The organism is Serratia sp. H1w (genome assembly GCF_000633355.1).
Taxonomy (GTDB): Bacteria; Pseudomonadota; Gammaproteobacteria; order Enterobacterales; family Enterobacteriaceae; genus Chania.
In genome coordinates this window covers 41,616-54,982 of the sequence record NZ_AYMQ01000062.1, presented here as the reverse complement: position 1 = coordinate 54,982, position 13,367 = coordinate 41,616, and the positions used below count along the sequence as shown (strand labels likewise).

10 protein-coding genes are annotated in these 13,367 nt (G+C 54.7%); 5 read left to right on the top strand and 5 right to left on the bottom strand.

Features of this window, described 5'->3' with window-relative positions; all coding sequences use genetic code 11:
- Positions 1–280 precede the first annotated feature (280 nt).
- Positions 281–808, top strand: coding sequence for an inorganic diphosphatase (gene ppa, locus U869_RS0115660; RefSeq protein ID WP_024483356.1), 528 nt, complete (start codon positions 281–283; stop codon positions 806–808).
- 47 nt (positions 809–855) lie between these two features.
- Here ppa and U869_RS0115655 read toward each other — a convergent pair whose 3' ends face one another.
- The 3 genes from U869_RS0115655 to U869_RS0115645 are packed head-to-tail and all read right to left on the bottom strand — an operon-like array spanning position 856 to position 6,754.
- The gene (locus U869_RS0115655; RefSeq protein WP_025122283.1) at positions 856–1,206 is read right to left on the bottom strand and encodes a gamma-glutamylcyclotransferase; all 351 of its coding nucleotides are present in this window, start codon (positions 1,204–1,206) and stop codon (positions 856–858) included.
- A gap of 2 nt (positions 1,207–1,208) precedes the next feature.
- Entirely contained in the window at positions 1,209–5,021 is a 3,813-nt protein-coding gene (locus U869_RS0115650; RefSeq protein ID WP_025122284.1) for a translocation/assembly module TamB domain-containing protein, read from the bottom strand.
- Complete coding sequence (locus tag U869_RS0115645; protein WP_025122285.1) at positions 5,018–6,754, bottom strand: autotransporter assembly complex family protein; 1,737 nt, start codon at positions 6,752–6,754, stop codon at positions 5,018–5,020. The genes U869_RS0115650 and U869_RS0115645 overlap by 4 nt, the downstream gene beginning before the upstream one ends.
- A gap of 288 nt (positions 6,755–7,042) precedes the next feature.
- Here U869_RS0115645 and msrA point away from each other — a divergent pair, with 288 nt between their 5' ends.
- Both msrA and U869_RS0115635 read left to right on the top strand, forming a co-directional pair.
- Positions 7,043–7,681, top strand: a complete 639-nt coding sequence (msrA, locus tag U869_RS0115640; protein ID WP_115650735.1) for a peptide-methionine (S)-S-oxide reductase MsrA — start codon at positions 7,043–7,045, stop codon at positions 7,679–7,681.
- Between the two features lie 175 nt (positions 7,682–7,856).
- Positions 7,857–9,188: a hemolysin family protein gene (locus U869_RS0115635; RefSeq protein ID WP_025122287.1), complete on the top strand. Its 1,332-nt coding sequence runs from the start codon at positions 7,857–7,859 to the stop codon at positions 9,186–9,188.
- A gap of 63 nt (positions 9,189–9,251) precedes the next feature.
- Here U869_RS0115635 and U869_RS0115630 read toward each other — a convergent pair whose 3' ends face one another.
- Complete coding sequence (locus U869_RS0115630; RefSeq protein ID WP_025122288.1) at positions 9,252–9,458, bottom strand: DUF1107 domain-containing protein; 207 nt, start codon at positions 9,456–9,458, stop codon at positions 9,252–9,254.
- Positions 9,459–9,789: 331 nt separating this feature from the next.
- On the opposite strand from U869_RS0115630, the gene U869_RS0115625 reads away from it, so the two are divergent.
- Positions 9,790–10,341, top strand: a complete 552-nt coding sequence (locus tag U869_RS0115625; protein ID WP_025122289.1) for a YtfJ family protein — start codon at positions 9,790–9,792, stop codon at positions 10,339–10,341.
- 41 nt (positions 10,342–10,382) lie between these two features.
- Here the strand turns inward: U869_RS0115625 and cysQ are convergent, their stop codons facing one another.
- Positions 10,383–11,123, bottom strand: coding sequence for a 3'(2'),5'-bisphosphate nucleotidase CysQ (gene cysQ, locus U869_RS0115620; protein ID WP_025122290.1), 741 nt, complete (start codon positions 11,121–11,123; stop codon positions 10,383–10,385).
- A 254-nt stretch (positions 11,124–11,377) separates the two neighbouring features.
- Here cysQ and U869_RS0115615 point away from each other — a divergent pair, with 254 nt between their 5' ends.
- Entirely contained in the window at positions 11,378–13,330 is a 1,953-nt protein-coding gene (locus U869_RS0115615; protein WP_025122291.1) for a bifunctional 2',3'-cyclic-nucleotide 2'-phosphodiesterase/3'-nucleotidase, read from the top strand.
- Positions 13,331–13,367 lie beyond the last annotated feature (37 nt).

Sequence of the window (13,367 nt, the reverse complement as noted above, 5' to 3'; positions counted from 1 at the left end):
AGCAATCGTGACTAACCAGCCTGCTTTACAAGATTGGCACGAACAAATCCCGCACTCTGTTAGCCACTATTCAGTACTTTCGTAAGCTCTAACAAGCAGCCAAACCCACAGCAACATAGCCACTGACCTGTGACTTCAGCTCTGTACCGAAATGTGGTACATTTTGTGTGTACTATGCAGTACTGGTGCAGCTTCATGTCCCGAAAAATGGGAGTACTTTGAGGACGTTTTGGCTATAATAGCCGCCACTCCATTTCTGGTTTGATTAAAGGAAACCGACATGAGCTTGAACCTGGTCCCTGCTGGCAAAGACCTGCCAGAAGACATCTACGTAGTTATCGAAATCCCGGCTAACGCCGATCCAATCAAATACGAAATCGACAAAGAAACCGGCTCGCTGTTCGTTGACCGTTTCATGTCCACGGCGATGTTCTACCCGTGCAACTACGGTTACATCAACCACACCCTGTCACTGGATGGTGATCCGGTAGACGTGTTGGTGCCAACTCCGTACCCACTGCAACCAGGCTCAGTGATCCGCTGCCGTCCAGTTGGCGTGCTGAAAATGACCGACGAAGCCGGTGAAGATGCGAAGCTGGTTGCCGTACCGCACAGCAAACTGACCAAAGAGTACGATCACATTAAAGATGTGAACGACCTGCCAGAACTGCTGAAAGCGCAGATCACCCACTTCTTTGAGCACTACAAAGATCTGGAAAAAGGCAAATGGGTGAAAGTTGATGGTTGGGCAGATGCTGCCGCAGCCAAAGCTGAGATCGTCGCTTCTTTCGAACGCGCCAAGAAGTAATTCTCGCCCGTGATGAAAAAACACCGCCCAGATGAGCGGTGTTTTTTTTACTGCTTTTCGTCAAGCCGCTTTAGCCAGTCACCGCTTTCAATCCGCGGAAAACCGTCCACGCTGTGTCGATACAGGTAGATCCACGCACTGCCATAAGGCGTGCCGATCAGCTCGCGCTTGTAATCTTTGGTATTGCTTTTCAATTCGTCCAGCTCGGCCAGAATCGATGAGTTAATACGATACACTTCACAGTGTACCGTGCCCTCTCCAGGGATCGCCGCCGGGTAGTGGCCCAGATTATACAGCTGGTAGCCTTCTAACTCATGTTCACCCAACCATTGGGCGTTGGTCATCCAATGGCTGTTTCCCTGTTTGCGTCGTAAACTGCCGTAGACAATGATTCGCATAGCTAAAACTCAAACTGATAGAGCACATCGAGTGCCTGGTCTAAACCAGACACCGCTTCCAGATACAACCTAGGCATCAGGCGGTATCGCAACGTCAGCGTGGCCAATGAGTCGAAAATCCCCACCCCATATTTTACTTGTAAGCCGGGGAGGACATAGCCGCTCACCACCACCTGAGAGCTGTCACCAACTCCTTCGGTATCAAGGGCCAGATTACTTACGCCAAACGCCTCGCCGATTTTACCCACAAGTTGACCACTTTGTGCAACCCCCATACCAATTAACATTGAGGTCATGGCGTTGCCATCAGCGCCGCCAGCCCCTAATCCCTGGCCGCGCAGCAGGTAAGACAGGGCTTCTTGCTGAGACATGGCAGGATCGGAGAACACTTCCAGCCTTGGCGCATCGGCCATGCCAGTGACGCGAACGCCTGCGGTGACGTCATTTTCCGTCGCATCCGGATTACGGATCGCTTCGATATTCAGCAGCGGTTGATCCGGTGGCCCAGAGAAGAGCAGTTGGCCTTTACGTACGATCAGATCCTGACCATAAGCATGGAAACGCCCGGATGGAATATTAATCTGGCCGTGCACCCCCAGGCCATTGCGGTCTTGCGCCACGCGCAGATCGCCACGCAGGCTGGCTTTCAGGCCGAAGGCATCGAGCCGCACGTCGTTACCCACGCGGATCGTCAGATTGCTGTTGATTGGGATCCCCGCCGTCGCCGGCTGGATCGGCTTGAGCTGGTTATCCAGCATCACTTCGTCAGAAGAAACCCCGACCGCGCTTTCTGGCAGCTCCTGCACCGTAATGCGCGCCCAAGGGATGGCTACGCTACCGTTGAGTGAGAACAGCTGCGGCGTGGCTTCAAACACCACATCCGGCGAAACATCGATACGGACCATCGGTGGCAGAGTTACCCGCAGCCGATCGCCCTTGGCGGCAATCCGCGCACGCCAAGCGTTGATATCCCGCCAGTCGGCATCCCCAGACAGATTAAGTTGACCATGCGTGGTCGCCAGTAACCCTTCCAGAGTCGACGTCATCCCGTTGAAATTCAGCGCCAGACGACCATCGGTCATATCGAATGGCATCCAGTGGCCAACGATCGCCACCTTATCCAGCGCCAGACGGCCAAAGACCAGCGGGTTCTGCGCGTTGCCCCCTAATTGCAGGTTGGCATTCAGCATCCCCGCCGCCTTCTCACCCTGCGTCAGTATCGGGTTAAGCAGCGCCAGCGAAACGTTGGTGATATTGACGTTGCCGCTGATGGCTCGGCGCACCTGCGGATCGGTGATCTGCACGTTGCCGGCAAATTGGCCGTTATTGGTCAGTTTGATCAGCCAGTCAGCCTGCGCCCGGCCATTGTTCAGGCCCGCATTGAGGTTCAGTGTGTCAAAGGCGATCGGCAATGCGCTACCCTGCACTTGCTGCACCACTTTCACCCCTCTCCCCACCAGCGAGACTCTCGCCTGAGGTAACGCGCCCCCCGGCTGCCAGCTGACGTCTGCCTGGCCGCTGAAGACGCCGCTCATGGCAGTATCCGGCCCCAGGAACGGTTTGATCATCGCCAGGTCGAAGCGGTTGAGTACCACGCTAGCCTGGCCACTCGCCCCCGCCTCAATAGTTCTTGGTACGCACAGCTCGGCGTTCGGGTTCACCCAGCAATGCGGTCCGACACTGACCATTTGTTGTGCATTCTGGTAATCCAACGCGATGGCTCTGGTCAGACGCCATTCGCCCACCGGTGTGTCAAAGCGAGTGTTGTTCAGGTTGCCGCGCCAACGCTGTTGCTGACGATCGAAGCTACCTTCCAGGGCCAACTGCCCGGAAACCGGCTTGCCATCGATATTCACTTGTAGCCGGTGCTGCCGCTCGCTGCCTCTGGCATCTAACGTCAACAGATTGATCTGTAACGCATCCTGCTTAAGTTGCTCTACTCGTACCGCCAACTGCCCCTGGATCTGATCGCTGGAACGGACATCACCGTCGATCTTCACCCGATTGATGTGCAGCGCCTGCCATTGCAAGCCTGTTGCGGTCAGATCTGTCAACAGCTGCGGAGCCTGCAAATTCCCGCGCAGTTTCAACTGCCCGCGGACATTACCAGCAAGGCCCGGCAACGCACCGTCGAGATGCGCCGCATCAACAATGGCATCCAGCACCCAGCTTTTCTCGTCCAATTGGCCTTTAACGCTGAGCGTATTACGCCCTAACGCCAGATCGATGCCAGGGATCGTCCACTGCCCCGCCGCATTGCCACGCAGGGAGCCGCGCGCCGATACCTTGTTTTGTTTCACGTTGCCGTCTAACTGCAACACCGGCACCTGCAATTGCCAACTGCCGCCGTGCAGGCTGCCACGAGTGGTGATTTTACCTTCCAGCCGCGCGGGCCATTCCGGCCATTGCTTGGCGGTGTTAATGCCCGACAGCGTCAGCTGTGAGGTCCAGCTGATCGCCTTGCTCCAGTCCACCAGCGCCGTCAGATCGGTGTTTCCTTCCAGCGCCACCAGCCGCAGGCGCTCGAGCCTGAACTGCTCAAGATTGCCCTTACCATCGAGCTGTAGCACTGCCGGAGGCAGATCCTGGCCCTTGAAGTTGGCACGGGTGGATAACGCATAATCTTCGGCCTTGCCGTTAAAGCGCAGGCGGAAGTCATTAACCTGATACTGTGCCTCGCCGGTCAGTGGCCATTTCAGCTGCTTGCTTTGCAGGGTCAGCGCCAATGGCAAGCCAGCCTCCGCCAGTTGAGTCTGTACATCCAACTGCGCGCCGACCGGGCCTGACAGGTTAAGCGCCACCTTCAGTTCTTCACGCAGGCCACCCGTCACATTCAGCTTCACCTTCTCGCCTTTCAGCGGATCGATGTTTAGCGTGCTGTTGGCCACCATCTCTACCGGCCAGTTGCCGGTCAGCGTTGCCTGCCCTTTGGCGGAAAGCATGCCCTGCGGCGATCTCACGTCAAAGCGATCCAGCTGAATATGCTGATCTTTGGTGCTGGCCTGTAGCTGCAAACGGGTAATGGAGACTTCGGTATCTCCGGTCAGATGCAGCTGCTCACCGTTGATTTCCTGGATAGTAATATCGAGCGGCAGGCGAATTTCTGGCAGATCCGGCAACAACGGCTTGGCAAACAGCGCTTTCAAGGTTTCAGCCAACGGCTTTTCTTCTACTGGCGGTGGTACCAACGCAGGCGCAACGGTGACTTTTTCTGCCACCTTCTCCGCTGCAGGCTGAAGTGCTTCCGGCAAAGGATTCACCGGCGTTTTTGGCAATGCAATCAACACTGCCCGGATCGTGGTTGGCGTCAGCGTCAACGCTCGTTCTTGCCACTGTGCTCCGGTACTGAATTCCCCAAGCGAGATCGCGGTGTCATCCACGGTGACTTTGACATTGTTCAAAGCCAGCTTGCTCAAGGTGATAGGATAAGGAGTGCGAAGCTCGGTAAGTGGCTCGCTGTTTTCCACAGCCGGTGCGGAAGGAGCCATTTCGGCGGTTTTCACCACCACATCGACATCCTGCGCGGTCAGCGCATTCACGCACAGAGAACTGCGTTTCAAACAGGAAAGATTGAGCGAGAGATGGAACTGCCCGGCGTTGACCGCCACACCCGGCATCTGATACTTCACGCCTTTCAAGGTCAGATCGCGCCAACCACCACTGACCGCCGCAATTTCCAACCCGGGCACCCAGCGGGCAGCACCGTTGATCACCATATGCAGGCCAGACGTGGTACCAAGTAAAAACACCAACGTACCGATCAGCAGCAACAGCAGGATTAAAAACCCCAGACAAATCTTTTTTATCAGGCTCATAGCTCAGGCCCCAAACCGATATAGAACTGTAGGCCGTGGGTCTCTGGATCCCCAACCGGCGCGGCAATATCCAGTTTCACCGGCCCGACCGGCGACTCCCAGCGCACGCCTACGCCCGCGCCGGTCTTTAATTTAGTGTCGGTAAAACTATTCACTGCCTGCCCGGAATCGACAAACATTGCTCCCCACCAGCGGCCGGTGACGTTATATTGATATTCCAGCGAACCCGTCACCATTTTCGACGCGCCGGTCAGCTTGCCGTCATCGCTACGTGGAGAAATACCCTGGAATTTATAACCACGGATGCTGCGGTCCCCCCCGGCGAAGAAGCGTAAATCCGGTGGCACCTTGTCGAAATCGTTGGTTTCAATCCAGCCTACCTGACCCCGGATCACAAAGCGGTTTTTCTCCGCCAGCGTGCGGATCCAGACGTTCTGCGCCTGCATCAACGCAAAATCGACCCCAGAGCCCCAAGTGGTATCCGACACGTCAATGGAATAGCGCTGACTATCGCCCCACACCGGCATCAGGCCGCCGCGTGAACGCGTACGGTTGATGGCAACCCCAGGATAAAGCAGCATGGTGGTATTGGTGACGGCACCCTGGGTAAAGTGGTCCAGGCGCCAGCTGAGGTTAATCGCGCGCTGCCAACCGCTGGAGAGATCCCAGTTACGTGAGGCTACGACCTTGGTACTGTCAGATTTGGTATCGTTCAGGTCCGTACGTTTGAAACCGGCTTGCAGCAAGTAATACTGCTCAAGCGGGCTACGCAGCAACGGGATCTTGTAGGTCAGATCCAACTGCTGTTCTGGTGCAGAAATACTGGCGGTGGTGGCCAGGCTGTGGCCCTGATCGTTCAGCCAGGGCTTGCGCCAGGTACCACGCACCCGAGGGCCAATATCGGTAGAGAAACCACCGCCCAGTTCCACAATATTGCTGCTACGCGGAGTCACCAGCGCATCTAGCGGCAAAATTTTGCTCTCTCTGGCATCAGTGAAATCAGGGGAAACCACCACTGAGTTAAACCAACCGGTAGCGGACAAACGGCGGTTCAGTTCGGCCAGATCGTTTGAGCTGTAGTAATCGCCCTGGTGAAACGGCACCAGGTTTTGCAGATAGTCTTCGCGGATTTGCGAGCCTTTGAAAATCACCTTGCCGAAGTGATAACGATCGCCGCTGTCATAATCAATGTCCCAGAACGCTTTATGCAGCTCTTGCGCCACACCAAGCTGGCTCTTTTTCATGTTGGCATCGAAATAGCCTTTGCGCAGCGCGATCCCGGTCAAAGAGCCTTTAAAACTGTCGTATTGGCCGTGGTTGAGGATTTCGCCCACGGTTGGCCGCCCGGTTCTGACCAGACGAAGATAATCTTCATCGGTTTTTGCGCCACCTTCCAGCGTGATAGTCGATCCGGCAATGCGCACCGGTTCACCCGGAGTGACGTGAGCATGCAGCACCGGACGCGAGAGTTTTGGATTATCGTCGAAAGTGAAGTCAATGGTGGGTTCATAATATCCCAGAGGCCGTAGCCCCTGACGGATGGCTGCATCCACTCGGGCGCGAAAACGCCCCTCGGCATTAACCTCTTCCGGCGTGATCGCCGAAAGACGCACACGCACGTTGCGTTCCAAATCCCCACTCAGGCCGTCCACCTGAAGCCGCACATTCGCCGCAAACACTGACGGTGTTACGAATAGCGCACATAAAACGCAAAGGACACGATATCGTGGCACAGGTGCTCCTTAATTGATTTTTCTGTCCTGCCAGTACCTTTGCTCTGGTGCTGGGGCGGTGCTGCGCTATCAGACTGCCCACTTTACCTTTAGATCCCAGACGTTGCCCAGACGACATCGCCCGTTACCGAAAACAAGACGCATTCTTAGCTTTTGGCGCTCAAAATACTGCGTTAAGCTGATACATAACGTTAGATAGGGCTTATTGTGAGCAAAGAAGCGACCAGTTACAACTGACACGCGTCTCTATTAGGCTAATTCTTATTATGGCAACAGGAGTCAAACGTGGTGCAATCTTTTGATAAGTCTAAAAACATCGATAAGGCGAGCGCGCTGCCTGGCCGTACTACGCCGATGCCCGTCGCTACGCTTAACCAAGTGACCGGCCATTCCATGACCTTGGTGCCCGAAGGGATGGCAACGGCCATCTTCGGCATGGGCTGCTTTTGGGGCGTTGAACGCCTGTACTGGCAGCAGCCGGGGATTTATAGCACTGCCGCGGGTTACAGCGGTGGCTATACGCCAAATCCAACCTATCGTGAAGTATGCAGCGGTCAGACTGGGCATGCCGAAGTGGTGCGCATAGTGTTTGACCCGCAGGTCATCAGCTACCGCCAGCTGTTGCAGGTCTTCTGGGAAAACCACGATCCTGCGCAGGGTATGCGCCAGGGCGGAGATATCGGTACCCAATACCGCTCTGCTATCTACTACCTGGACGCGGAACAACAGGCCGAAGCCGAGCAAAGCCTGCAACGCTTCCAGCAGGCGATGGATAAGGCGGGTGACAAACGTACCATCACCACCGAAATCGCACCCGCATTACCTTTCTACTATGCAGAAGATGACCACCAGCAATACCTGCATAAGAATCCGGGCGGCTATTGTGGCCTGGGTGGGATTGGAGTTTGTCTGCCGCCGCAGGGGTAAACTGTTAATTTTTAACCACTGGCGGCCCTTGAGGGGCAACTGCTATACTGTGTGGGGTCGCGTTTGCGGCCCTACTTTTGTGGGCGCGTCAGACAACGCCCCCTTGACTCAATTTTTACACGGTATTACCCCTCCGAAAGAGCGCCGCCATCTCGTCGGCACCAATGGATAGACTATGTTAAACAGTATTTTACTGATTCTTTTTCTGATCGCAGTGAGTGCGTTTTTCTCGCTTTCAGAAATCTCTCTGGCTGCATCACGCAAGATCAAACTCAAACTGATGGCTGATGAAGGTAACATCAACGCCGCCAGAGTCCTCAAGCTGCAGGAAACGCCGGGTATCTTCTTCACCGTGGTGCAAATCGGCCTTAACGCCGTCGCCATCCTCGGCGGTATCGTCGGTGATGCTGCCTTCTCCCCCAGCTTCAAAGTGCTTTTCGACCGTTTCCTGTCTCCTGAACTCTCCGAGCAAATCAGCTTTATGTGTTCGTTTGTGATGGTGACCAGTCTGTTCATCCTGTTCGCGGATTTAACGCCGAAGCGCATCGGTATGATTGCACCAGAGACGGTTGCCGTCCGGATCATCAACCCGATGCGTTTCTCGATCATGCTGTTCCGCCCGCTGGTCTGGTTCTTCAACGGCATGGCCAACCTGATCTTCCGCATGTTCAAGCTGCCGATGATGCGCAAAGACGACATCACCTCCGAAGACATTTACGCGGTGGTGGAAGCCGGCGCGCTAGCTGGGGTACTGCGTAAACAGGAACATGAGCTGATTGAAAACGTCTTCGAGTTGGAATCACGTACCGTGCCCTCTTCGATGACTTCCCGTGAGAGCGTGATTTACTTCGATCTGCGCGAAAGCGAAGACAGTATTAAAGAAAAGATCTCCACCCATCCGCACTCCAAGTTCCTGGTCTGCGACGGGCATATCGATCAGGTGGTCGGCTATGTCGACTCCAAAGACCTGCTGAACCGCGTTTTGGGTAACCAGAGCCTGGTGCTGAGCAGCGGCGTCCAGATCCGCTCGGCGTTGATCGTACCGGATACCTTGACCCTGTCAGAGGCGCTGGAAAGCTTTAAAACCGCCGGTGAAGACTTTGCGGTGATCCTCAATGAATATGCTTTGGTGGTCGGTATTATCACACTGAACGACGTGATGACCACGCTGATGGGCGACCTGGTCGGCCAGGGGCAGGAAGAGCAGATCGTCACGCGTGATGAGAACTCATGGCTGATTGAAGGCGGGACGCCAATCGAAGACGTGATGCGGGTGCTACATATCGATGAGTTCCCACAGGCTGGCAACTACGAAACCATCGGCGGCTTTATGATGTACATGCTGCGCAAGATCCCGAAACGCACCGATTTTGTGAAGTATGCCGGTTACAAGTTTGAAGTGGTCGATATCGACAGCTACAAAATTGACCAGCTATTGGTCACCCGACTGGTCGACAAACCGATCACCGTGCTGCCGAAAGCCCCGGACGAAACGCCCCAGGAATAAAACAGTAGCGGCCCCAAAGGGGCCGCAGTTATTTCTTTGCAGGGTACTCCATAGATCGCGTTTTTAGCCCATCTCTGTCTGCAGCAACAGCACCTGCCGGTTGACCTCTGACATCACGTTGAAGTGGCGCTTGTCACGAATTTTCGGCAACAGGATTTTCCCCTTGTCGAACTCGAACGCCCCCACATCCTTGATGTACAGCCGCCCCCGGAACAGGGTTTTTACATACGTCGCCACTTTCAGTGGGTTATAACGCTGGAAGATTCTCATAGTTGTTACTCTCCTCCCGTTGGATCCATGCGCTCAGCGAGCGGCCAAAGTGGCCACCTCGACATTCGGAGCGCAACTTGATTGCTTTCAAGTAGACTGAGTAAAGACCATTTCGTTCAACTCTGCCTGGATTTCTATCCTGGATTTACACTTACTGACAGAATTGTGTATACCTATTTATAACCTTTGCAGTATATCCATTCAAAAAGCACGTGATTGCCCTCCGAAGGGAAAAACTGCGATCCGGCTAACAGGACAGACCTCGGATGAGCACCTATGCTTTACTCACTCGACGTCAAATTGATACTTATTTCCCTCTGCAGGAGAATGCATGAAAAATAGCATGCTAATTATATCGCTGCTGTTGGCCCCAATGTTGGCCTCTGCTCACAACTTTCAGCTCCAACAGCGCGTGGCACCGATTGGCGTCAGCGATAAAGGAGAACTGGACTACGTTGATAACAAGTTTAGCTACAAAGGCTGGAATAGCGCGCAGCTCGGTGGAAAAGTGCGAGTGGTGCAACATATTGCCGGCCGCACGTCGGCCAAAGAGCTGAACGATCCGCTGATTGAAGCCATCAAGGCCGCCAAGTTACCGCACGATCGTTACCAAACGACGACCATCGTCAATACCGACGACGCCATCATCGGCACCGCCGTCTTTGTGCGTAACAGCATTGAAGGTAATAAGAAGGAGTTCCCCTGGTCGCAGTTCATTGTCGACAGCAATGGCAACGTCAAAAAAGCCTGGGATTTGCAGCCAAAAGGCTCGGCGATTGTGGTGCTTGATAAAGAAGGCAAAATCCAGTTTGCCAAAGATGGCGCACTGACGCCGCAAGAGGTGCAGCAGGTGATGGAGATGCTGCACCAGTTGCTGAAATAGCGTTTAAACGGCGTCCCGCGCGGCGATCGGCGGGACACGGTCTAAAACAGTGAAACCCGGAATCCTGGGTTGAGGAAAGACTCACGCGGGGTGTACAGCAACGGCTTGCCCTGCCAATCGTGGATCTGTGCCCCGGCCGCTACCGCCACCGCGTGCCCTGCCGCCGTATCCCAGATATTGGTTGGCCCAAAGCGTGGGTAAAGTTGCGCCCGCCCTTCCGCCACCAGGCAGAACTTCAGCGATGAGCCTACCGAGATGGTTTGGTGTGCGCCCAACTGTTGCAGGTAATCCTGTAATTCATCATCGCTATGGGAGCGGCTGACCACCACCAACGGTGGCTCGGCATTGCTGACGCTAATCTCAAGGCGCCGGCCCCCTTCTTCCTTCCAGGCCTTGCCGCGTTCGGCCAGATACAGCACGTCCATCGCCGGGGCGTAGACCACGCCCATTACCGCCTCACCCTCTTCGATCAGTGCAATATTGACCGTGAACTCACCATTGCGGTTTAAAAACTCTTTTGTGCCGTCCAACGGATCGACCAGCCAGTAACGTGTCCAGTTGCGGCGGACTTCCCAGGCGGGAGGATCTTCCTCCGATAGCAACGGGATCTCCGGCGTCAACGCCGCCAGGCCCCGTTTGATAATATGATGCGCAGCCAGATCCGCAGCGGTCACCGGTGAATCATCTTTTTTCTGTGCCATATCAAGCGGTTGTTCACCATGATATACCGCCATGATCGCCGTACCCGCTTCGCGGGACAGCTGGCAAATCTGTTCCAACATAGTGCACCTCAGACATTCAGTTCCGTGGGAAATTTCCCTCATCGATAACTTGCAGCCTAGTTATTTTTCCACAGAATATCCATCTTAACCCGCTAAGCTGCGGTATTTCTTCAAGTCTTCTTCGTCACAACTTTGCATATCTGTGCGTTACATTCGGCCAGTTTCTGCCAGACTTCACAGTTTGTTGAGAGTGATAATGATAATTACATACCCATTTGAGATACCCCTCGAAGAATAACCCAATGGAGAGAACCATGATCAAGCGCCCTCTGGGACTATCAGCCCTGGCTCTGCTGGTTTGCGCATCGGCGCAGGCAGCCACAGTTGACCTGCGCGTGCTGGAAACAACCGACCTGCATGGCAATATGATGGACTTCGACTATTACAAGGATAAGCCCACCGATAAATTCGGCCTGGTGCGAACCGCCAGCCTGATCGAACACGCCCGCAAGCAGGTGACCAACAGCGTGCTGGTCGATAATGGCGATATTATCCAGGGCAGTCCAATGGCTGACTATGCAGCCGCCAATGGATTGAAAGCTGGCGATATCCATCCGGTCTACAAGGCGATGAATACGCTGGATTACGTAGTAGGCAATATCGGGAACCATGAATTCAACTACGGGCTGGATTATCTGAAGCATGCCTTGGCCGGGGCCAAATTCCCCTACGTCAACGCCAACGTCATCGATGCCGCTACGCAAAAACCGCTGTTCACTCCCTACATTATTGTCGATACCCCGGTAAAAGACCGTGAAGGCAAAGCACATACTTTACGTATCGGCTATATCGGTTTTGTACCGCCACAGATCCTGGTCTGGGACAAAGCCAATCTGCAGGGGAAAGTGACCGTCAACGACATCACCGAAACCGCCAAACGCTACGTACCGGAAATGCGCAAACAAGGGGCCGATGTGATCGTCGCCATCCCTCACTCTGGCCTTTCCAGCGATCCCTATAAGGCGATGGCGGAAAACTCGGTGTACTACCTCAGCCAGGTGCCAGGTATCGATGCCATCATGTTCGGCCATGCTCATGCCGTGTTCCCCAGCAAGGACTTCGCCAATATCCAAGGGGCAGATATTGATAAAGGTTTGCTCAATGGCGTACCTGCGGTGATGCCGGGCCAATGGGGCGATCATCTCGGCATCGTGGATCTGCAATTGAATAATGATGAGGGCCAATGGAAGGTTACCGCAGCGAAAGCACAAGCCAGACCGATTTATGACAAAGAGAACAAACGTTCGTTGGCAGCAGAAGATCCCACTCTGGTTAAAGTGCTAGAGGAGGATCATAAGGGCACACGTGAGTTTGTCAGCAAGCCGATCGGTAAGTCCGACGGCAATATGTATAGCTATCTGGCCCTGATCCAGGACGATCCTACCGTGCAGATCGTCAATAATGCGCAAAGAGCCTACGTTGAGCACTACATTCAAGGCGATCCGGATCTGGCCGATCTGCCGGTGTTGGCCGCCGCCGCACCGTTCAAAGTGGGTGGCCGCAAGAACGATCCCGCCAGCTTTGTCGAGGTGGAACAAGGCCAGCTCACCTTCCGTAATGCCGCCGATCTCTATCTTTACCCCAATACTCTGGTCGTCGTTAAAGCCAGCGGTAGGGAAGTGAAGGAGTGGTTGGAATGTTCCGCCGGGCAGTTCAACCAAATTGACGTTAACAGCAGCAAACCGCAGGGGCTGATCAATTGGGACGGTTTCCGCACCTATAATTTTGACGTGATCGACGGCGTCAATTATCAGATCGACGTCAGCCAACCGGCACGTTACGACGGGGAGTGTACGCTGATTAATGGCCAGGCAGAGCGCATCAAGGATCTGACCTTCAACGGCAAAGCGATCGATCCTGATGCCCGGTTCCTGGTGGCAACCAACAACTACCGCGCCTACGGTGGCAAGTTTGCCGGCACGGGCGACAAGCATATCGCCTTTGCTTCACCGGATGAAAACCGTGCGGTATTAGCGGCCTACATCAGCGCAGAAACCCAGAAGCACGGCGCGGTGCACCCGCAGGCGGACAACAACTGGCGTTTGGCCAGCTTCCAGAGCAGCAAGCCGCTGGATATCCGTTTCGAAACCTCCCCAAGCGAGAAGGCTGCCGCGTTTATTAAAGATAACGCGCAGTACCCAATGAAGTCCGTGGGTAACGACAGCATCGGCTTTGAGCTGTATCGGGTCGACCTGCAAGCCAAGTAATTAACCATCAGGCGCGTTACGGCGCGCCTTTTTGGTG